Below are 22,427 nucleotides of genomic sequence, written 5' to 3' on the forward strand. Positions count from 1 at the left end.
CAGATTTTCAACATAAACTTTGGGATCAGTTATTTATAATGTCTGATTTTAAATTAGATGTCGACTCTCCTTTTCCGATTACCACAAAGGAAATGTTGCAAGAGAAACCAGAACCCTTGGAATATCCTCAAAACTTTCCAAAGTATCGTTTTTACGGAAACAATATTAAACGAATGATTGATGTAGCTGTTAAATGGGAAAAAGGTGATATGCGTGATGGTTTAGAATATGCTATTGCTAACCACATGAAAAAATGTTACTTAAACTGGAATAAAGATACAGTTGAAGATAAAATTATTTTCAAGCATTTAATTGAATTGAGTAACGGTGCTATTGACTTAGCTTCGAAAGAAGAGAACTTAACTGAAAGTCAACAGTTTCTTAAAAACCGTTCAAATAAGAGTAACAGTCGCAGTAGCAATAGTCACTCGAATAAAAAGAATCAACGAAATAACAACCGCGGAAAAAAGCGGTACTAATACCTCAAATCTTAGATGGGAACGTTTAAAATTGAAGGAGGCCATCAGCTCTCCGGTGAAATAACACCGCAAGGAGCCAAAAATGAAGCCTTGCAAATTCTTTGTGCTGTATTACTTACAGCTGAAAAAGTAACTATCAACAACATTCCAGATATTGTTGATGTAAATAAATTAATACAACTACTTAAAGATCTTGGTGTTAAAGTCAAGAAGTTAAGTAAAGGTTCATATTCTTTTCAAGCAGATGAAGTTAACCTAGAATATTTACAATCAGCTGGTTTTAAGAGAGACGGGAGTGGTTTACGCGGTTCCATAATGATGGTTGGTCCATTATTATCAAGATTTGGTCAAGGGTATATTCCAAAACCAGGAGGTGATAAAATTGGCCGTAGAAGATTAGACACACATTTTGAAGGTTTTATAAATCTTGGTGCGAAATTTAGGTATAATAAGGAAGAACATTTTTATGGGGTTGAAGCGAAAAAGCTAAAAGGTACTTACATGCTTTTAGACGAAGCTTCGGTTACCGGCACTGCTAATATTGTTATGGCAGCTGTTTTAGCTGAAGGTGAAACTACAATTTATAATGCAGCATGTGAGCCTTATTTACAGCAGTTGTGTAATATGCTGAATAGAATGGGAGCCAAAATCTCTGGCATAGGTTCTAATCTATTAACCATACAAGGTGTTAATGAATTGGGAGGAACGGAACATAGAATGTTACCTGACATGATTGAAATTGGTAGTTGGGTAGGACTGGCTGCAATGACAAAAAGTGAACTAACAATAAAGAATGTTAGTTGGGATGATTTAGGCCAAATACCTACAGTTTTTGGAAAATTAGGGATTAAATTAGAACGAAGAGGTGAAGATATATTTATTCCAGAACACAAGGACGGATATGAAATTCAAAATTATATAGACGGTTCTATTTTGACGATATCAGATGCCCCTTGGCCAGGTTTAACACCAGATTTACTAAGTATTATTTTAGTGATGGCGACCCAAGCAAAAGGAGAAGTTCTTGTTCATCAGAAAATGTTTGAAAGTCGACTTTTCTTCGTTGATAAGTTAATTGATATGGGAGCAAAGATTATCCTTTGCGATCCGCACAGAGCAACTGTAATTGGCCATGATTTTAAATCGACTTTAAAAGCTACGACAATGACTTCACCTGATATAAGAGCAGGGGTTTCATTATTAATAGCTGCTTTGTCAGCAAAGGGAACTTCAACAATCCACAATATTGAACAAATTGATCGAGGTTACGAAGATATAGATACAAGACTTAGAGCAATTGGAGCCAAAATTGAGCGTATAGATTAATTACTTTAGACGAAGATATACTTATATTCTTTCTTATTCAGAATTTGAAGATTTCTAGGCTTTATTAAGCAATATATTATTTTAATGCTTCTTTATAAACCGTTAAACATCTTTCACGGGCCATTTTATGGTCCACCATTTTTGACGGGTATGTAAGTTCTTGTAAATCGGTAACCCATTTGTTGATGTATTCTTTTTTCTTATCGAATTTATCAACTTGGGTCATTGGATTAAATATTCTAAAATAGGGGGCAGCATCAACGCCACTGCCTGCAGCCCATTGCCAATTTCCCACGTTTGCGCTTTGGTCGTAATCCAATAATTTTTCAGCAAAGTAGGCTTCACCCCATCGCCAATCTATAAGTAAATGTTTACATAAAAAACTCGCCACCAGCATACGTACTCTGTTGTGCATATATCCGGTTTGATTTAACTGTCGCAAACCAGCATCGACCAAAGCGTATCCAGTTTCTCCATTGCACCATTTTTTAAATTCTTTTTCATTGTTTCGCCAATCGATTCGATCGTATTTTGGTCTAAAGGACTTATTTACAGTATGTGGAAAATGCCATAAAATTTGCATAAAAAATTCTCTCCATATGAGTTCGTTCCAAAATACTTCATTTTTTTCTGCAATGGCTTTTTTTACCATTTGTCGCACTGAAACAGTACCAAAACGTAAATGCGGACCTAAGTGAGAAGTCCCATTTTTAATAGCAGGAAAATTGCGAGTTTTCTCATAATTTTCAATTAGGGTATGGGTTACATTATACTCTGGTACTTTTATTGAAGACTTTTCGAATCCTAATTCCGAAAGTTGTGGGTTCGACAGATTGATCTGAAGAAGATTTTTTAAATATTTTGTAGTATTCTTTATTTCTATAGATTTTTCAACTCTGAATTTTTCTTTCCATCTATTTTTAAAAGGTGTATAAACTACATAAGGCTCTCCATCACTTTTAACAACTTCATTTTTTTCAAAAATCACTTGGTCTTTAAAGGTTAGGAGCTCAATTTTATTTTCGGAAAGTAATTTTTTAATTTGGCTATCACGTTTTATAGCATAGGGCTCATAATCACTATTTGTATAAACCTGTTGAACATCATATTCACTCATTAACTTTTTAAAAGCTTCTTTAGGTGTATCATGTAAATAGGCTACTGAACTCTTGAAATCTTTTTCAATCGTTTTATTAATTTTTTCTAGTGTATCATAGATAAAGTTTAATCGAGCATCGTCTCTGGGAAGTTTTGATAAAATGTTTTTGTCAAATATAAATATCGGCAACACAGGATAATTACCTTTAAGTGCATGTGTAAGTCCTACATTATCTTCAAGACGTAAATCTCTTCTAAACCAAAAAAGTGATATTTCTTTTTTCATATCAATTTACATTTAGAGTACTTGTTCCCCCATCAACTGCAATAACTTGTCCGGTCATCCAACTACTGTTATCACTCAATAAAAAAACAACCATATTCGCAATATCGTCTGGAGTGCCAATACGTTGCATGGGATGTCGCATTGCATTTGTTTCTTTCTTTTTATCATTATTAAGCAACCTTTTTGCAAGCGGAGTGTCTACTAAAGAAGGTGCTATAATGTTCACCCTAAATTTTGTTGCATATTCTGCTGCTAGTGCCTTACCAAATCCCTCAATTGCTCCTTTGGCTGCAGCAACACTCGTATGAAAAGGCATACCTTTTTGCACGGCAACCGTACTAAAAAATATAACGCTAGAATTAGCTGTTAATCTAGAAACAATGGCTTTAAATACTTTTATTAAAGCAAAAAAATTGAGATGCATTTCTTCCTCAAATTTTTCACTAGCCAACATTTTAAAAGGTTTTAAATTGATACTCCCAGGACAATACACAAAACCATGAAGCTCATCAGGTAAAAGGTCTAAATTTAGACTTTCTTTCGTAGTGTCGAATTGAATATGATTTATATCCAATGAAACTAAATTATCCTTAGTTCTTGATGCAACGAAAATATTATGAGTATTATGCATTTGTTTTACTACAGCGAGGCCAATACCACTAGAACCACCTATTAAAAGAATATTTTTTTTCATTTATATAGATTTAAATTGAAGTACTTTAGATTGTGGATTTAGTACACCAAATAGTTGGTGTAGTACTTTTTCTCGATATGAAAATATTTCTGACAATTGCTTTTTAATTAAGATTGAATGTGCTAATTGACCAATTATTCCAAAAGGGATTTTATAATCAATTATATCTTCCATTTCTATACCGCCTGGAATTACTTTAATAAAGTGTTTGTGATGCCAAAGTTGATAAGGGCCAAAACGCTGTTCATCAACAAAATATTCACCTTCTTTAACATGCGTAATTTCAGTTACCCATTTTGTCGAATAGCCAATAAATGGAGATACCTTATATTGAATGATTTGGCCGGGAAACATTTTTCTTTCTGAACCTGATAAAATATTAAAACCCATTCGGGCAGGGGTAATAGTTTTTAAATTGGCTGGATTTGATAGAAAATCCCATGCTTCTTTCTGGCTTATTGGTAGTGCTTGTTTTGAATAAAGCTGATATAATCTCATAAAAAACTTTTATCAAAAATAATAAATGTCTAATTATAAAACAAAAAAGTTAGACAAAATAGTATAAATGTCATTTAACCAATTATTTCAATTTTACTTATTTAAGTTTTTATTAACAAATGCCGTATGGCATTCTGTGTAATTTCGTATAAACTAATAAATACACTATCACATGAAAAAGATTACACTATTTATTTGTGCAATAATGGCTTCTTTTGCTGTAAATGCTCAAATACAAACACCAGCACCAAGTCCGGGTGCACAATTAATTCAGACAGTAGGTTTAACTGATATTACTGTTGATTATTCACGACCATCTATGCGAGGTAGAACCATTTTTGGTGATTTGGTACCTTATGATAAAATTTGGAGAACAGGAGCAAATGCAAGAACAAAAATCTCTTTTTCAAAGGATGTAACATTTGGTGGTACTGAAGTGAAAGCAGGATCTTATGCAATATTCTCGAAACCCGGCGCATCTTCATGGGAGGTTTATTTATATGAAGGACCTAATGATGGTGGAACTCCCAAAGTTTTGGATGAATCTAAGGTTGTTGCTAAAGTAACATCTGAAGTTGTTAAAATGCCAATGTCAATGGAAACATTTACTATAATAATTGATGACCTATCTGATAATGGAGCCACTTTAGGTTTTCTATGGGAATCAACCTACTTACCCGTTAAAATTGGGGTAGGTACTGATGCAGCCGTAATGCAAAGTATCGATAAAGTTATGGCCGGTCCAGGAGCTGGAGATTATTACGCATCTGCAGTATATTATATGAATTCAGGTAAAGATATTAAGAAGGCAAAAGAATGGATGGACAAGGCAATGTCCATGACTGAAAAGCCAGCATTTTGGCAACTACGTCAGCAGTCTTTGGTAAATGCTAAAGCGGGTGATAAAAAAGCTGCTATAGATGCTGCTAAAAAGTCTTTAGCTGCTGCAAAAGAAGCAGGTAATGATGATTATGTTAAAATGAATACCGATTCTTTAAAAGAATGGGGAGCAAAATAATTAGCATTTTACTATAAAAAAAAGGTTCTATTTATAATTTAAATAGGACCTTTTTTATGTTTTAAAATATGCCTAATATTTAAGCATTTCCAAAATACCATTCCATACGAAATCAGGTAAATGACTTTTTTCTTTATAACCTTCGGCTTCTTCAAGGCTATTATTAAACAATGAAAGTGCTAATTTATTTTTAGGATTATCAGTATTTAATTTTGAACTTAATTTTTTAAGTTCATCTTCTTTTCCTAATTTTTTTAAAGCTAAAAGTCCGTACAAATGATCAATATCTGAATTTGCAATATGAGTATTGGTATAAGCTACAATTGAATTAAGTAATTCATCTCCAGATTTTGTTTCACCAATTGCATCATATGAAATAGCCAATAAATAATCTTGCACTCTTTCATCGGGAGTATAAGGTTTACCGACACCTATATTTTCAGGCCACTTTTTAGAATCATTTAAAATGGCAATGGCAGTATTGTATTTTCTATTGGAAATTAAATTCTGTGCTACCGCTATATGTGCTCGTTCATATATTCTTCTACTTTCACTAGCGTGTTCAAAAGGCAAAATTTGAATTTTTTTCAACACTTTTATTACTTCTGAATATCTGCCTGTACTAATTAAAGCACGTGCATGACTTAATTCGATATTATAATTCCCTTTAAACTTTTTAACTGCTTTTTTTGATAAAGCATAAGCATCGTCATTTTGTTTGTTTTTCAATTGAAATAGAATATTCTCTTCCCAAACTTTCCAATCGTTCGAAGCCAATTTCAGTGCTTTTTCGTAGTCTTTCGCTTTCAATTCATAATCAGAATTCTGTACAAGTGCCGCTCTAGTTCTATAAAAAATATCAGAATCAGGCACATCTCCAATTTCTTTTAGTAACTGTTCACCTTTATTATTTAGACCAACAGCAATGTAGTTTTGCGCTAAATAATACTTTAATTTCCAAGAGTCATTTTGACTTATAGCCCATTGCAGTACCGGAATAGTTTCTCTTCGATAAGGAAAAACAAGTTTAATATCAGCCCCTATTGCATCTGACAAAAGTCTTATACTTTCAGTAGTGCTAGATTCCTTTTGTAAATATGCTGCCCATATAATATTTTTTACAAATTTCTTGTTCTCTAAAATTGAAAGTAAAGCTTCCGTATTAAAACCCAATTGGTGGTATCTAATTGCTGTACTTAAAATATTTTCTTTCTCAAATTCGTTGATTAGTTTACTCGTATTTAAAGTGTCAACTGTATTATAAAATCTCGTTTTCTCGGCAGACGCAAAATTACTTAAGGGGTCAATTTTATCTAGAACTTTAGTGTAATTTTCGAAAGACTCTTTATTGTTTTTAATTCTGGATAACACTAAAAGTACCTCAGTTGCATTTACATTATTCAAATTAAATGTCAATGCTTTGGTGGCATACATTTGAGCTCTATTAAAGTTTTTTTGCGCTAAATAAATTTCTGCCATGTTCGCATAAGCAACTGATCTGTATTTAATATCTCGAGCAGCCCAACCTAAAGATTCCAAAGCATTTAAGTCATCCTTAAGTGCTTTGTAAGTTATGCCTGCAATGTAGTTCGCATTTGAATTATAGGTATCCATTTTAAGCACAGCATTTACATTTTTAAGCGCAGCATCATAATCGGTTTTTCTATATTCGAGTTCGGCTAAAGCATTTAATCCAGCACGATGCGATGGATCCAATTCTATTAAAGAAGATAATTTATTGTGAGCCAACGGGTATTCTCTAAATTCTAAAGCCTCAATACCATCTTGATAAAGATTTTCAGCATCTGAAACTTTCAAATTTTCATCAGGATAGAATGGTCGCTTAATGGTATTGACTGAGGGCTTATTTGTATAATATAACTCTGTACCCAATATCGCTACTTCAATAATATCATTAGAATTTATTGGAAGTGTTTGTGAATAAATTTCCATAGGATTTAGGTCGAAAGATTCATTAAAAACGATTTTATCATTTACTTTTACCTGAATATCCTGATTTAATTTTTGTAATGCATTTAGTCCGATTATTGCCTTGCCTTCTTCAAATTCAATATTTAAGACGCCTTGTTTAGAGGCATCTTCCATACCACCAATTTCCTTATAAGGAAACCAAATTTCCGACCAACTATCCATCATGTAAGGGTCAAAACCAACTTGGCTTATTGGGTTAACTTCTCCAGGGGAGTATTGATCAAAAAGACGACCAGCCTGAAATTCAATATATTGACCATCCGAATCGGTTAAAAGATCTTCCCAAATTCCTCCGCTTCGAGCTTGATTCCAAAGCCATAATTTTTGTCCTGGCATTTCTTCGTAAGGAGCCCATGTTCCAAAACCAAAATTCTTGTCGTGATAATATCCTCCAAAATAGTCATTATATTCACCAACAATATGATATGATTTATCGGAACCGAAATTGTTATTTTTATACATGGCTAAATTTCTACCTTTATCATCAATAGGCCATGAATGTGCATCACCAGGATGCCCTACATATTTATCACCCGGTATAAAAAATTCTAAATCCATAGTTGCTACTGCAGCACCAGTCATCCAATTATAATAACTTTCAGTTAGGGGAGAGGCATTGTACCAAGAGGCATTTGTTTCGAAAAAAGCTTTGTCTTTTTCTAAACGAATTTCTACTGTCCATCGTGTATTAGACGGTAAATCGGTATTTCCAACAATACAACTAACACTTCCGTCAGTATTCGTTTTAGTGAGATAATTAACTGAAGTTGCTGTTGCTGGATGATGTCCAATAATTCCAAAATTAAATTCAATTCCCCCTGAAGTCCATGGGCCACGCATGGCAATATTTCTAAATTTTACTACTTCATTTTTATAGAGAAATTCTTCTCCTGTTGATTTTTCTATGGCCCCCCAAACTTTACCTCCAATTTCAGGGAGTACAAAAACTTTTATATAATCATTTTCTAATGTTACAACTTTCCAATCTTTCATTTTAGAATCGTGTTCGTATTCTTCAAATTTGAAATACGGAAATATTTTTGGGTTTTCAGCTAGAATTGGAACAGGATTAGGCTTGTGAAAACCGTACGTTGGAAGCGATAAAATCTCTTCTTTAATTGCTAGTTCTTGGCTAAAAGCCATTGGTGCAGCGAGTAATAAACTTAATGCAATAATCTTAACTATGTTATTCTTCAATTTCATTCAATCAATCTTTTTTGTAAATTTTTACTGATTCATTATTTCTCGCAAACAAAATTAATTCTTCATTATTTGCATTTTTTACTGATACAACATCTCTAATCTCTCCATCTAAATTGAGTCCACTGTTTTTATTATCAAGTATGGTAAATCCACCTTTTCCATCACCTAAAAGAATAAATCCTTTGTTGGCATCATACCTACCATATTTAACTCTATTTCCAAAAAAGTTACCGGCCATTATAACATCTAAATTACCATCCTCATTAAAGTCTTCTACAAGGATGCCATATATAGGAGCGAACTGTACAACATTAGGTAAGGCTTTTAAACTAAATGTACCATCACCTAAATTCTCTACATATGAACTTGAGAAAGTTACAGCTTTAAGAATTTTCGCATCTTTGAGTTCTTCAGAAGAAAAGATGTCCGTAATTTTTGCCTTAGCATAATCAGCGTAATTAATGTACTTTGCCTTTAGTCCACTAAGTTGACCTATTAAATCATCTTTGGACCATTCTGGATATTCTTCACCCATATTAAAGGAGCTTAATATTGGATCAATAGAACCATTTCCATCAAAATCTTTCGCATACAAGCGAACAGGTTCTACGGGTGAAGCTTTTAATTGTGAGTTTAAACCAAAATTACCGAGCACAAAATCGATATCACCGTCGTTATCAAAATCCGCAGCTTCTATTGAATTCCACCATCCTTCGGTATTTGTCAAGTTCGTATTTTCAATTTCAATAAGTTGACTGTTATTATTTCTAAAAATTCTAATAGGCATAAATTCACCAACCAAAATTAGATCTTCAAGGTCATCATTATCAACATCTTCCCATATTGCATCTGTGACCATTCCAGGGTTCACCAAAGCTGGATTAATTTTTATTGTATTGTCACTAAAATTACCTTGCCCATCGTTAATTAAGATATAACTTCTTGGGGCATTGGGATATTCTCCTGTAATCACCCGACCTCCTACAAAAAGGTCTAAATCACCATCATTATCAATATCACTTGAAACAACACATGAACCATTCGTGAACATTGTAGGTAGTGCTTTTTCTCTTTTTGTAAATTTACCTTTACCATTATTAAAATAGATGCGGTCCTGTAATTCCGTAGCACCAGATTCATATTCATTTCCAGCACTTACTATATATAAATCCAAATCGTTATCATTATCCGCATCAAAGAATAATGCAGCTGTGTCTTCATATTTTAAATCTTCTTCAATTGAGAAATTAGCATCGATAAATTCTCCATTTCTAGATTGTAACATAAGTTTTCCAAGACTGCCTTTTGCGCCACAAACATATATATCTTCTAATCCGTCGCTATTTACATCTCCTTTAGCAAGTTTTGGCCCTTGTGTAGAAAGTTTATGAGGTAATAATTGCTGTCTTTTAAAATCGACATAATTATTTTCAATATGTTCAGCAATTAAGAGACTGTCTGCAGATATATCTGTAAATAGGGTAGTGGAGGGGCTTTTATCTTTTGAGTTAACTGTAATGGCATCAGCTTGATTCAGTGTTATTTCTTGGTTGGACTCGACATTTTCTATAACCTGAACTTTTGAATCTGGCCATATAATCTCAATCTTATCAATTGCTTTAACTTCACCCAATCCGAAAACTAAATTAAAATCTACCGAAGATTGATACCCTCTCGATGGCATCATTTCCTGACTAATTATTTTGTCCTTTACATGTAATAAGACTTTAGCACCAATTCCAAAGGTATTTTCATCCGAACCTTTAAGTCTAACTTTCAGATAATTTGAATTTAAATCTAACTCATTATTATTTCTATAAATAAAAGGTTCATCATCAATGTTATTTACGACTAGATCTAAATCACCGTCATTATCTAAATCTGCATATGCTGCTCCGTTTGATAAAGATTTTTGATTTAGCCCCCAATCAGCATTCATTTTAGTAAATGTTAAGTCGCCATTATTTTTATAGGTATAATTTTCTTCAATGGTAGGTGGAACTTTCTCTAATAGCTCCATGATGGCAATTTTTTGACCAGTTTTATTTTCTTTAAGTTTTTCTTGGACCGCAAAGTTCATAAAGTCCATATTCGTATAGTCGCGCTTATACCCATTGGTTATAAAAAGATCTTTATAACCGTCATTATTTAAATCAGGAAAAAGTGCACTCCAACTCCAATCTGTATTTGATATACCTGAGAACTGTCCAATTTCAGAAAAAGATTCTCCTTGGTTATTAACCTGTAGCATATTTCTCATGGTTTGGTTGTAGAAACCGGATTTTGCAAGCAGACTAAATTTATCGTAATTATCAGGACCTGAAACCATTTTTTGTCTGTCATTACCCTCAGGTAACATATCTAAGGTCATTATATCTGTATAACCATCATTATTAATATCCGCAATATCCGAACCCATGGAGAATAATGAAGTATGACCAATAAATTGTTCTAAACTCTCCGAGAACGTCCCATCTTGATTATTTATATATAGGTAGTCCTGTTCATTATAATCATTAGAAACATAGATGTCCGGCCAAGTGTCATTATTAATATCTGATATTGCAATTCCTAATCCAAAACCTAAAACGTTGGAGATTAAGCCAGATCTGTCACTAACATTAATGAATTTACCATTTTCATTTTTATATAACTTATCTGAATAATTATCGTTTTTCTTTTTCTTTAGGGAAGCTGTTATTTGACCAAAACCTGCATATTCCTGCGTAGAATGATTTAGCACATACAAATCTAAATCTCCATCTTTATCATAATCAAAAAAGGCACCTTGTGTAGAATAACCAGAATCTGCAATTCCATATTCCGCAGCACTTTCGGTAAAAGTGAGGTCTTTATTGTTTATAAATAATAAATTTTTTCTTTTATCTGGGTCTTTAGCTGCTGACCTACAAACATAAACATCTAAGTAACCATCGGCATTTACATCCGCCATTGTCGTACCCGTATTCCATAAACCATCAGCAAAAACTCCCGCTTTTTTAGCAATTTCTTTAAATTTAAAATCACCTTGGTTAATGTAAAGCTGACTACCTACCATATTGCCTGTAAAGTAAATATCTGGTAAGCCATCATTATTTAGGTCGCCTATAGAAACACCACCACCATTATATAAATAGCCATATTCTAAGACATTAAAAGTCTCGGTTTCTTTTAATATATTTTTAAAGTTGATGCCTGTTGTATTGCTAGTTAACAATGAAAATTGTTTGCCTTTATCATCTGAAGTACAGGAGCATATTATACTGGCGACAAGTAAATAAAGTAATTTACTATGAGGTCTTAAGAATTTCATTGTTTGTTATTTTAGAATAATACTATTGTTTGATAATTACATCAAACAAAAAACACCAATATAAAGATATTGGTGTTTTTCTATTAATTGTAATCAAGGGATTATTTTTTATCCCACCATAATTTAATGTTGTTCTTATCAGAGCCTAATTCAGCACTTGAAATAGCAGCATCAACACCTTCACTACTTGGTTCAAATGAGCTAGTAACATAAACCATTCGTCTTACTATCTCATCAGCAGCTACATCAGGATTTTCTGATTGAACTCTTGCGTATTGCTTTGGATATCCAGTTCTTCTCAATTCTGCCCAAGCTTCCCATCCATTAGGATAGATGGCCAACCATTTTTGAGTAATTATTTGCTCAAGTTTTTCTTCATCAGTTCCACCAAAAGCTACTGGAATTGTTGCTACGGGAGCAGCACCTGCTTCAAAAGCAATTGGAGTATTAGTGCTAGCAATATACGTATCGATAGCAGCAGCATCAGCAGTAGTTTCTTTCATTAAAGAAGTCCGAATTCCCATTTCATATAATTCTTGTGCAGTACCACCCATGGCCCATCCTGCTAAAGCGCCTTCTGCTCTTAAGAAATAAGCTTCAGCAGCATTCATTACTTCCATAGGAGGGTTTGTTCCACCCTTAGCAACATCAACAAATTGAATACCAACATCTGAATGTCCAGCATTTTTACTTGTTTCCAAACTAACTTTAGTTTGTCCGTTCAAAAGACCTTCATAAGGACTTCCGTCACCGTCTGAATCACCATCAGCAGCTGGTTGAAAAAATTCTGGTAAACGGGGATCTTCATATCCTTCTAGAATACTTTCCATTGTTGCACTCATTCTATATTCACCCCAATCGGTAATAGTCTCGATTGGGTTTCGGTTTGTATCATCTACAGAGACATACGCATTTTCTGAATTATCAGTAAAAACACCTGCCGCAACAGCTTTTTCAGCTTCAGATTTTGCCAATGCCGGATCAGCATATTTTACTCTTAAAGCTAAACGTAAACGTAAGCTATTCGCAAACTTTAACCATTTAGCTCCGTCACCAGAATAAACTCTATCGCTACCTCCGAAAGAATTTCCGCCTCCCGCTAATTGCGCAACAGCTTCATCTAATGTTACAAAGAAGCTTCTGTACATAGACTCTTGAGAATCATATGGTATAAATTCTAATTCAGTATTACCAAACTCAGAATAAGGAACTGGTCCCCAATAATCTGTCATTCTATGATACGAATGAACTCTCCAAATCTTAGCCATTGCATTACCCACTGCATTACCAGTTTCAGCAGTAAGATCTTCTACCAATTTTAATTGCGGAGCAGACTCACCGTAAAATGAAGTCCAAGCCAAATCAGCCCAACGACCCACTTGGGTGTATCTATCAGAATCAAAACCAGAAGCGGTTGTTGCAAAGTATTGTGCCCAAAGATCTGCAAATAAATTTTGAGATATTTGAAATCTCCAGTGAAGGCCATTTACACCAGTGTATTGTGCTTGTGCAAAAGCTTGTCCCTGTAAAACAGGACTATCTGATATTTTACCAATATCCAATACGAGAGGGTCTGTATTTATTTCTTCGAAGTCTTCGGTACAGCCAACGCTCAGAAAAGCTAAGGCTACACCTAAACTAAATTTTGTTATTATATTTTTCATGTTTTTTCTTTTAAAGTTACAATTTTTTAAAATGCGAATTTCACGTTCACCCCTAAACTACTAGTTGATGGTGGAGAGAATGATTCGAAACCATCAGCATTTGTATTCGTGTTGATCAAGACTTCAGGGTCAAAAGAAGCATTGTTTTTAATAAAGAATAAGTTTCTACCAACCAATGATATTTTCGCACTTTTAAAAGGACCATCACCTAATATTGATTGAGGAAGGCTATAACCTAAACTCATTTCACGCATTCTAATATTAGATGCATCCTCAACGAAGGCTTCACCTACCGGAGAGTTTCTACCGCCAATCTTTGCCCAGAATTGTTCTGCATTTACGTTAATATTATTAGCACTTCCGTCTGCTTGAACAACATCAAGTTCTGGGAAAATATTAGTACCAAAAATTAAACTACCATCACGACCAGCAAGTGTGCTTTCTAAAGCACCATCAGAAGCAAGAATTGCATTTGTCAACGAACCAACTTGACCACCTTGTCGCATATCAATTAGGAAACTAAAACTAAGATTCTTGTAACGGAAAGAGTTGGTAATACCACCTAACCAATCTGGGTTGTAATTAGCAACTAGTACATCTTGACCAGAAGTTACTTCAGGTGTACCATCTGCAGCTACTAATACTTGTCCTGCATCATTTCTTGCGAAACCTCTTGAGTATACATTACCCCAAGGTTGACCAACTTCTAGTTTAAACTGTCTAAAGAAGTCACCACCATATGATAATTCATCTAACCCTTCAGATAAGCTTAACACTTCACTAGTATTTTTAGAATAGTTAACTGTTACATCCCAATTAAAATCTGAAGTACGAATTGGTGTACCTGTTAAAATTAGCTCAACACCTTTGTTCTGAACATCACCACCGTTAATAAATTTAGTAGAAATCCCTGTTGCAACCTCTTGAGAAGCACTGAATAATTGGTCAATACTATTAGACTTATAATAAGTGAAGTCAATCCCTAAACGATTATCAAATAAACGGGCATCTACACCAAATTCTAAAGACTTAGTACGTTCAGGTTTAAGACTCTCATTTGGTTGCGTAGTTTGTAGTTGCACAAAACCACCAGCAACTAAGTTAGCATTTCTAGAAATTTCATAAGGGTCTGTATCGTTACCTACTTCGGCATAAGAGGTTCTTAGTTTTAAATAAGAAATTACTTCCGGTAGTGTAACTAAATCAGAAATAACACCACTAATACCAGCAGAATAATAATCGAATCTTCTATTTTCGGCCGGAAGTGTTGAACTCCAGTCACTTCTATAAGTAAGGTCTAAAAATACAGCATCTTTTAAAGCGGCTTGACCAAAAGCATAAAGTGAATTAACGTGTTTTGTCTCGAAATCTTGAGTTGAAGTAAGATTTAAGGCGTTTGTAACAGCAAAGATATTTGCTGCATTTAAACCACCATTATCAGTACGCACCCATTGTGATCTTGTTTGTCTGTTGTTACCACCAAAATTAAGATTGAATCCAAAGTCTTCACTAATTTCTTTAGTATACCCAAAAAGAAAATCTGAATTCCACTCATAGCCAGTATAATTATACGTATTATAATTACCATTATCTGCAATAATGTATGAATCGTTAGAAAAAGTATCTTCTCTAGTAGAAGAACTGGTATCTAAAGACGTTCTAATCATTAAATCAAAATTGTCGGTAAAATTATATTTTAATGAAGCATAACCTATAATTTTATTTATCATAGTTTCATTAAGATTCTCATTTACTGTCCAATATGGGTTAGCACCACCATTATCATTTGGCTTCCAATAATTTTGCTTAACATTACCTTCTGCATCTATATAATTGTAATTTTCTGCATCTTCAGTTCTGATGTTACGTGGTAAACGGTATGCATGACGCCATGGGTTAGCATAATTTTCACCAGAAGCTATTGAATTATTTAAATCAGTTCGAATATAATTTGCTTTGGCACTTAAAACCAATTTGTCTTCAATAAGATTATTATCAATTTTAAAGGTAACATTATGTCTTTTTAAATCGTTATCCCTTGTAATACCATTTCTAAGTTCATGTGTATAACCGAAAAAGGTTCTAACTTTTTCATTACCTGATCTAATTGAAAGGTTATTGGCTAAATTAAAGCCTGTTTGCATAAAATCTTCCACATTATTGGGTTGTGGGCTAAAGCTATAAGATGTAGCACCTGAAGGCTGCCATCCGGCAACTGTAGAACCATCTAACGCAGGTCCCCAAGATCCAGTAGATCCTGGATTGTAAACTCCAGCACTACCTTGTCCGTATTCATTTTGATAGTCGAATAAAATATTACCTTTTTGTGCAGTTAAGGTAGAACTTACAATAATACTCATACCTCCTTCGGTACCAGATTTTGTAGTAATGATAATCGCACCGTTGTTTGCTCTTGCACCATAAAGTGCAGCTGCGTTTGCTCCTTTTAATACGTTAATTGAAGCAACATCATCAGGGCTAATATCAGAAATATCACCTCCTAATGGCACACCATCTACAATATAAAGAACTTGGCTACTACCATTAATGGATCTGTTACCACGCAGTACAACTTTAGAACTACCACTAACACCACTACCTGTTGTTTGAATAGAAAGACCTGCAACTTTACCTTGTAAACTGTTTACTAAGTTTTGTTGTGGTCTTGCTTCATCAATACCTTCAGCATCGATTCCTTGCGTAGCGTAAGTAAGTGATTTTTTCTGTCTCTCGACACCTAATGCCGTTACAACAACTTCATCAAGTTGACTAGCATCTTCATCTAATGAAATACTTAATTCATCTGCTGAACCAACTGTAGCATTTTTTGTGCTCATACCTAAGTAAGAAAATATAAGAACATTTCCTTCTTCTGCATCGATAGAATAATTTCCATCAAAATCTGTTTGTGTACCATTTGTTGTACCCTGTACAAGTACATTTACCCCAGGTAAAGGGGATCCGTCTGCAGCATCGGTAACTGTACCTGATACTGTTTTAGTTTGTGCAAGCAACGGATAAGATCCGAATACTAGCACCAAAAACAACAATAATTTCTTAATCATAATCGGGTGTTTTGAGTTAATTTATTAATAGTTCGCATTAGATATAGGGTAAAACTGTTTGTATTTTTAATTAACCTTATCTTAACAACGGGGTTAAATTAGTAAATTTTTTGTTAAAGTGAAGGTTTTCTTAAAAAAATGTGTTCGAGCACATTTTATACAATTTATTAGTATGTAGGAATTTTAATTCTCATAATATTTAACATTTTCGGCGGTAATTATATCTATTGGTAAAAGGTTTTGCGATGGTATCTTTTTTCCAAAAAGCAGATTTTCAGCAAGATAACTAACACCTACATAAGCTTGTCTATATGGCCTCTGATGGATTAAGAATTCTATATCACCATTTTTTAGGAGCTCAATATTCTCATTTAATAGGTCATATCCTACAATAACAATTTTTTTGTTTTCATTTTTTAACAAATTTGCGATAAGATAAGCCTTCGAATTCGTCACAAAAACCGCTGAAATTCCATCATTGTCACTCATAAATTGTGAAATATTATCCTGAAAATTAAGGTCTTCACTATTCGTTAAACTAAAGGTGACAATTTCTTTAGGTTTTTTATGCTTTTCTTTAAAATAGGCTCTAAATCCAATTTCTTTATGTTTCATATGCGATTCTTCATTAATATGAAGAATGCCTATGTTGCAATTCTTTTTAGTTATTTTATCAATTAAACCTGCCGCTACCCGGCCACTCTGATTTAAATCTTGTCCAATAAAATTTTCTAAACCTAGCTTGTCTATATGATTATTAAAAGAAGCAACTACTATTGAATGTTCCTTACACAATTTAAAAAGGTCCAATGATTCTTTGTGAAATACAGGCGCCATTAAAATAGCATCTGGCTTTAACGACAATGCCTGTTCAGTTTGTTTTTGAAAGGAATTACAATCTTTAGGATTAAAATAAAATTTCTCTAAAACCAACCCAAAAGGTTTGAATTCCTTTAACGCTTCATCAATACCTTTTATAGTGGGTAACCAGTAATGGTCATATTTGGCATCCGGAATTAGAGCATAAATGCGATAGACCTTATTTTTCTTTAAATTTCGAGCTATTAAATTAGGTTGATAATCGATTTCAACTATTACCTGATTTACTTTATCTCGAGCTTCTTTTGAAACTCTTCCTCTTTTATGAAGCACTCTGTCAACGGTACCTTTTGATACACCCGCTAACTTAGCAATATCTTTTATAGTGTATTTTTTCTCTGTCATATTTTTTGTTCCCACGTAATTATTTTTGTATTACTTGAGGTTAAATATAGAGAAAATATGAAATGTTAACTATTTGCTAATATAGAAAATGATAGATATGAGCAGGGTAATATGAAGTTTATACGCGTATAGGAGGCTTTTTCAATAGTCTATCAAAGCTTTCAAATAACATGGCTAAAACTATCACTAATGCGGAGCCTATAAAATTAAGCCATAAATATCCTAATTTTTCTTGGCCAGAAGGATAAACATGTATTAAGTTGTAATACAGTACAATAACTATAATTTGTGTTAATATGGCAGCGAAGAAAACTGCGTTACCTTTTATAAATTTAAAGAAGAAAGCTAACAAGAAAATCCCTAGAACATTTCCGTAAAAAATTGATCCAATTATATTTACTAACTGAATGAGGTTATCAAATAAATTTGCAACACAAGCTATAGCTATAGCAACAATGCCCCAAAGAAGTGTAAAACCTTTAGAGGCTAATACATAATGTTCATCGGTTTGCTTTTCTTTTTTATTACGTTTATATAAATCTAAAGCGGTGATTGTACCCAGTGCATTTAATTCTGATGCAGTTGAAGACATTGCAGCAGATAAAATAACTGCCAACAGTAATCCGATTAATCCTTTTGGTAAATTATTCAAGATAAAATGAATAAATACATAGTCTTTGTCATTTGTCTCTATGGCATCATTTGCTTCTTTAATTAATGCTTTGGCAGCAGCTCTATTAGTACTGTCTTTAGTATTGATAGAAACAATTTCATGTTTAGCTTGCATTATTGCATCATATTCTTTTCGAGATAAAGCCGCCGAAAATTTATCTTGAGCCATCTTTTTATCTATCTCAAGAATTTTATGTCGTTTGTCCAATTCCAGGTATCGAGGAGCAGCCTCCGATTCCATTACAGCTTGTGTGGCTGCTGGATTAAAATTTAATGGAGATGGATTATATTGATAAAAGACAAAAACCATAACTCCAACAAGCAGAATAAAAAATTGCATCGGAATCTTAAAAATCCCATTAAAAACAAGGCCTAATTGACTTTCACGAACTGATTTACCAGAAAGATATCTTTGAACTTGACTTTGATCGGTGCCAAAATATGCTAAAGCTAAAAATAAACCACCTGTAATTCCACTCCAGAAAGTATAGCGACTTTTAGTGTTAAAACTAAAATCTAAAACATTTAATTTATCACTTGCACCAGCAATTTTTAACGCTTTGTTTAAATTAATATCGGCAGGTAAAGAACCTAAAATGAAGAAAAAGGTAAGAAACATACCCAACATAATAATAAACATCTGTTGTTTCTGAGTAACATTTACGGCATTGGTTCCACCAGAAACTGTGTAAATTATTACGAGTATACCAATTATAATATTAAGTGTAAATAGGTCCCAACCTAAAACGGCTGACAGAATTATAGACGGAGCAAAAATAGTAATTCCAGCTGCTAATCCACGTTGTATTAAAAATAGAATTGCAGCTAGTGAACGTGTTTTTAAATCAAAGCGAGTTTCCAAAAATTCATAAGCTGTGTAAACCTTTAGTTTATGGTATAATGGAACGAATACCATACAAATAATTATCATAGCTATGGGGAGTCCAAAATAAAATTGAACAAAACCCATTCCGTCATGAAAGGCTTGTCCTGGTGTGGATAAAAATGTTATCGCACTAGCTTGTGTGGCCATAACAGAAAAACCGATAGTCCACCATTTTGCTTGTCGACCACCTCTAACGTAATCATCAACATTTTTGCTACCCTTGGTTTTCCAGACTCCATAACCCACTATAAAAAGTAGGGTAGCACATAATATGGTCCAATCGAGTATGCCCATTTATGTTGTGGTTGTCATTATGTAATAAAAAAATAGAATATAGCAGATGTTAAGAATCAAAACCAAGGAATACTCTTTTTTCCAAATAAACTTTTCGTTCATGCTTATCCTTTTATTTTAGGTTCGTTATCTACTTTTTCTTTTCCCGTCGAAAGCATATTTGCAAAAAGTTTGTAAGCACCAGAAACACCAGCTGGTAATTCTCTAAAAAAACTTAAACCAGAATAAATATAATTTCCCTTTCCATAGGGCGCCACTAATAGACTTCCTTTTGTTGCATTTTCTCCTTGGTCTTTCATTGATAAAATGGGTGTAAATTCTTTCGCCCATTCATTCGGAAAATATAGTCCTCTTTCTTGAACCCAACCTTCAAAATCTTTTTCCTCAATTTTGTTCGGAAAATTAACTAACGCATGATTCTTAGCAATTATTTCAACAGGAGAGTTTTCATCCGTTACTCGATCTCGTGATAATTTTAATTTGAAAGGAGCAATATCTTCGTAAGCTCTGTCTCTTCGTCCAGCAGTATTGTATTGTATTACCAAATTCCCACCATCCTTTACGTAATCTAGCAAATACTTTTGCTTAAACCTTAATTCTGGTAGTACATTATAAGCTCTAATTCCAACAACAACCGCATCATATTTTTTTAACGAACTAGAATTTATAGCATTTACATCAATTGTATGAACGGTATAACCGATTTGCTCAAGACTTTCTGGTACAGCATCGCCTGCACCAACAATATAACCAATATGTTCTCCTACTTTTTCAATATTTAAGCGTACTACTTTTGCTTCTGAATGCAGTAAAACTGACTGTAATGGTACATGATCGTAATCAATAGTGGCTAATTCTTTACTAATTGTTTTTCCATTAATTTTTATGATTGGTGAAATATAGCTTTCATCTTCGTGGTCGGGAGGTGTTAAAACAAAATTTACAGTTTGTACATCACCTTTCTTTTCAATAGTAAAGCTTTTTGTTTCTTGATCAACCTTCCAACCATCGGAAAAACAGAATTGTAATTCTCCTTTTATATTATTTTTATGCGCTTTTATGGTAACGGGAACAGTTTTTGGTTGACCATCCGCAAAAATTAAAACTTTATCCTTAAACGACGCTGAAGCAACCGGTAGAATTTCAAAAGGTTGGTAAATTTCACCTTTGTCAGGTTGGGCAGAGCGATAAATCACAGGTTTTGTAAAAGTAAATTTTGTTCCGTTTATATCGAGTACGAATTCAGCATTAACATCACGTGGTGTTTCCGGTTTACCGATAAGTTCTTGGTTATTTACTTTGTACATGCCTAATGTACCTTTTTCACTCAACCAATACGGACTAGTATATTTAGCATCATCTGCAATTTGAACCGACAATTCGAAATTATGTTTTTCGTTTTCTTTTAAAACTATGTTCGTATTCTCAATTGAATTTAAAAATGGAATTCCAAAAGAAACTAAATTCATATCAGCTGAACTGCGGTTTAAAACTTCTACCACAAAATCTGCTTTACCACCAGGATTGCTTATAGGATCTTTTGAAGATACTTCTAAATAAAGTCCGGATATTTCAACTATTAAATTTTCAAGCTCTTTAGATTTTAAAGTTTTCCAATGTTCATTTTTAGTATTCTGTAATAAATTGAAGGCTTCAACTAATTGCGGAAGATGGATGGCCGGGTTCTCAAAATTGAAATTATCTTCAACTTTGTTTAAAATATCTCCAATTGCTTTTCCACCTTTTATACGCGACCAACTTGTATCAATACCATCAAAAATATTGGATTTATCTGTAGGCATATCACCTTTTAGTAATTCTATATACTCATTTTCAGAACCACGTGTAGTAAGTCTGCCAAAACCTTGACATAAATGCTGACTACTGGCTATTGATGCTATTTCGTTATTTGAAAGTCCTAACGATGGATAAAAAACACCAACATCAACATTCAACATTTTCGATTTGTCAGCTTTTTCAAATTTTTCTTGACTCCCATAAAACCACCACGATGTATTAAAAAAAAGTCGTTTCGGCTGCCATGGTTCTACATATTTCAATTGCTCTTTATACAGATTTGAATTATTTGCTAAATCGAAAGCCTCAAAGCTTAACATTGCAGAAGCCGTATGGTGTCCATGTGTGGTACCGGGCGACCTATGATCGAAACGATTTATAATTATGTCCGGTTGAAATTTACGAATGGCCCATACTACATCACTAAGCACGGCATCTTTATTCCATATTTTTAAAGTTTCATCAGGATGTTTCGAGTATCCAAAGTCGTTGGCTCTTGAAAAGAATTGTTCACCACCATCAACATGTCTAGCAGCTAAAAGTTCTTGCGTACGCAATACACCAAGTAATTCTCTGAGTTCCGGTCCAATTAAATTCTGACCACCATCACCTCTGGTCAGTGAAAGATACCCAGTTCTTGCTTTGGTATTATTGGATAAGTAAGCTATCATTCGGGTATTCTCATCGTCTGGGTGTGCAGCAATATATAAGGCTGAACCCAAAAAGTTCAATTTTTGAATGCTATGATAAATTTCTGAAGATGAAGGTTTTGAAGGTGTTTGCGCCTTCATCGGTTGGTTGGTAAGGAGTATTCCCAGAAGGAACACCAGAAATACGCGCATAAGTAAATCGTTTTGTAGTTACTCAAAGATATAAAGTTTAACATGCCTTAGAGAATAATTAAAACTTCTTTAACAG

Annotated in this window: 13 protein-coding genes; 3 read left to right on the forward strand and 10 right to left on the reverse strand. The window is 33.7% G+C overall.

Annotated features, from left to right (window positions below; all coding sequences use genetic code 11):
• Together ABJF52_RS08870 and murA are read left to right on the forward strand one after the other, a co-directional pair.
• Positions 1-479 (forward strand): DUF4290 domain-containing protein (locus ABJF52_RS08870; RefSeq protein WP_348149191.1); only part of this gene is annotated, 479 nt, incomplete at its 5' end.
• A gap of 15 nt (positions 480-494) precedes the next feature.
• Positions 495-1,805: a UDP-N-acetylglucosamine 1-carboxyvinyltransferase gene (gene murA, locus ABJF52_RS08875; RefSeq protein WP_348149193.1), complete on the forward strand. Its 1,311-nt coding sequence runs from the start codon at positions 495-497 to the stop codon at positions 1,803-1,805.
• Positions 1,806-1,881: 76 nt separating this feature from the next.
• Here murA and ABJF52_RS08880 read toward each other — a convergent pair whose 3' ends face one another.
• From ABJF52_RS08880 to ABJF52_RS08890, 3 genes are read right to left on the reverse strand one after another with little or no spacing between them, the layout of a single operon-like run.
• Complete coding sequence (locus tag ABJF52_RS08880; protein WP_348149195.1) at positions 1,882-3,189, reverse strand: deoxyribodipyrimidine photo-lyase; 1,308 nt, start codon at positions 3,187-3,189, stop codon at positions 1,882-1,884.
• Position 3,190: 1 nt separating this feature from the next.
• On the reverse strand, positions 3,191-3,883 hold the full coding sequence (locus ABJF52_RS08885; RefSeq protein ID WP_348149197.1) for an SDR family oxidoreductase: 693 nt from the start codon (positions 3,881-3,883) through the stop codon (positions 3,191-3,193).
• Positions 3,884-4,381: an SRPBCC family protein gene (locus tag ABJF52_RS08890; RefSeq protein ID WP_348149199.1), complete on the reverse strand. Its 498-nt coding sequence runs from the start codon at positions 4,379-4,381 to the stop codon at positions 3,884-3,886.
• 172 nt (positions 4,382-4,553) lie between these two features.
• On the opposite strand from ABJF52_RS08890, the gene ABJF52_RS08895 reads away from it, so the two are divergent.
• The gene (locus tag ABJF52_RS08895; protein ID WP_348149201.1) at positions 4,554-5,399 is read left to right on the forward strand and encodes a DUF2911 domain-containing protein; all 846 of its coding nucleotides are present in this window, start codon (positions 4,554-4,556) and stop codon (positions 5,397-5,399) included.
• A gap of 72 nt (positions 5,400-5,471) precedes the next feature.
• On the opposite strand, the gene ABJF52_RS08900 is transcribed toward ABJF52_RS08895, so the two are convergent.
• From ABJF52_RS08900 to ABJF52_RS08930, 7 genes are all read right to left on the reverse strand, one after another.
• On the reverse strand, positions 5,472-8,594 hold the full coding sequence (locus tag ABJF52_RS08900) for a DUF5107 domain-containing protein (RefSeq protein WP_348149203.1): 3,123 nt from the start codon (positions 8,592-8,594) through the stop codon (positions 5,472-5,474).
• Positions 8,595-8,598: 4 nt separating this feature from the next.
• Positions 8,599-11,907, reverse strand: a complete 3,309-nt coding sequence (locus ABJF52_RS08905) for a VCBS repeat-containing protein (protein ID WP_348149205.1) — start codon at positions 11,905-11,907, stop codon at positions 8,599-8,601.
• A gap of 101 nt (positions 11,908-12,008) precedes the next feature.
• Positions 12,009-13,571 (reverse strand): SusD/RagB family nutrient-binding outer membrane lipoprotein, encoded by a 1,563-nt coding sequence (locus ABJF52_RS08910; RefSeq protein ID WP_348149207.1) that lies wholly within the window; start codon positions 13,569-13,571, stop codon positions 12,009-12,011.
• A 26-nt stretch (positions 13,572-13,597) separates the two neighbouring features.
• On the reverse strand, positions 13,598-16,636 hold the full coding sequence (locus tag ABJF52_RS08915) for a SusC/RagA family TonB-linked outer membrane protein (protein ID WP_348149209.1): 3,039 nt from the start codon (positions 16,634-16,636) through the stop codon (positions 13,598-13,600).
• 183 nt (positions 16,637-16,819) lie between these two features.
• Complete coding sequence (locus ABJF52_RS08920) at positions 16,820-17,860, reverse strand: LacI family DNA-binding transcriptional regulator (RefSeq protein ID WP_348149211.1); 1,041 nt, start codon at positions 17,858-17,860, stop codon at positions 16,820-16,822.
• A gap of 118 nt (positions 17,861-17,978) precedes the next feature.
• The gene (locus ABJF52_RS08925) at positions 17,979-19,712 is read right to left on the reverse strand and encodes a sodium:solute symporter (protein ID WP_348149212.1); all 1,734 of its coding nucleotides are present in this window, start codon (positions 19,710-19,712) and stop codon (positions 17,979-17,981) included.
• Between the two features lie 104 nt (positions 19,713-19,816).
• The gene (locus tag ABJF52_RS08930) at positions 19,817-22,351 is read right to left on the reverse strand and encodes a PIG-L family deacetylase (protein ID WP_348149214.1); all 2,535 of its coding nucleotides are present in this window, start codon (positions 22,349-22,351) and stop codon (positions 19,817-19,819) included.
• Positions 22,352-22,427 lie beyond the last annotated feature (76 nt).

Origin of the sequence: Aurantibacter sp., from assembly GCF_039941195.1 — a bacterium.
GTDB lineage: Bacteria > Bacteroidota > Bacteroidia > Flavobacteriales > Flavobacteriaceae > Aurantibacter_A.

Bases quoted from the DNA above. Each gene is read 5' to 3' on its own strand.
- murA (WP_348149193.1), top strand. From the start codon at position 495: ATGGGAACGTTTAAAATTGAAGGAGGCCATCAGCTCTCCGGTGAAATA.
- ABJF52_RS08880 (WP_348149195.1), bottom strand. From the start codon at position 3,189: ATGAAAAAAGAAATATCACTTTTTTGGTTTAGAAGAGATTTACGTCTT.
- ABJF52_RS08885 (WP_348149197.1), bottom strand. From the start codon at position 3,883: ATGAAAAAAAATATTCTTTTAATAGGTGGTTCTAGTGGTATTGGCCTC.
- ABJF52_RS08890 (WP_348149199.1), bottom strand. From the start codon at position 4,381: ATGAGATTATATCAGCTTTATTCAAAACAAGCACTACCAATAAGCCAG.
- ABJF52_RS08895 (WP_348149201.1), top strand. From the start codon at position 4,554: ATGAAAAAGATTACACTATTTATTTGTGCAATAATGGCTTCTTTTGCT.
- ABJF52_RS08900 (WP_348149203.1), bottom strand. From the start codon at position 8,594: ATGAAATTGAAGAATAACATAGTTAAGATTATTGCATTAAGTTTATTA.
- ABJF52_RS08905 (WP_348149205.1), bottom strand. From the start codon at position 11,907: ATGAAATTCTTAAGACCTCATAGTAAATTACTTTATTTACTTGTCGCC.
- ABJF52_RS08910 (WP_348149207.1), bottom strand. From the start codon at position 13,571: ATGAAAAATATAATAACAAAATTTAGTTTAGGTGTAGCCTTAGCTTTT.
- ABJF52_RS08915 (WP_348149209.1), bottom strand. From the start codon at position 16,636: ATGATTAAGAAATTATTGTTGTTTTTGGTGCTAGTATTCGGATCTTAT.
- ABJF52_RS08920 (WP_348149211.1), bottom strand. From the start codon at position 17,860: ATGACAGAGAAAAAATACACTATAAAAGATATTGCTAAGTTAGCGGGT.
- ABJF52_RS08925 (WP_348149212.1), bottom strand. From the start codon at position 19,712: ATGGGCATACTCGATTGGACCATATTATGTGCTACCCTACTTTTTATA.
- ABJF52_RS08930 (WP_348149214.1), bottom strand. From the start codon at position 22,351: ATGCGCGTATTTCTGGTGTTCCTTCTGGGAATACTCCTTACCAACCAA.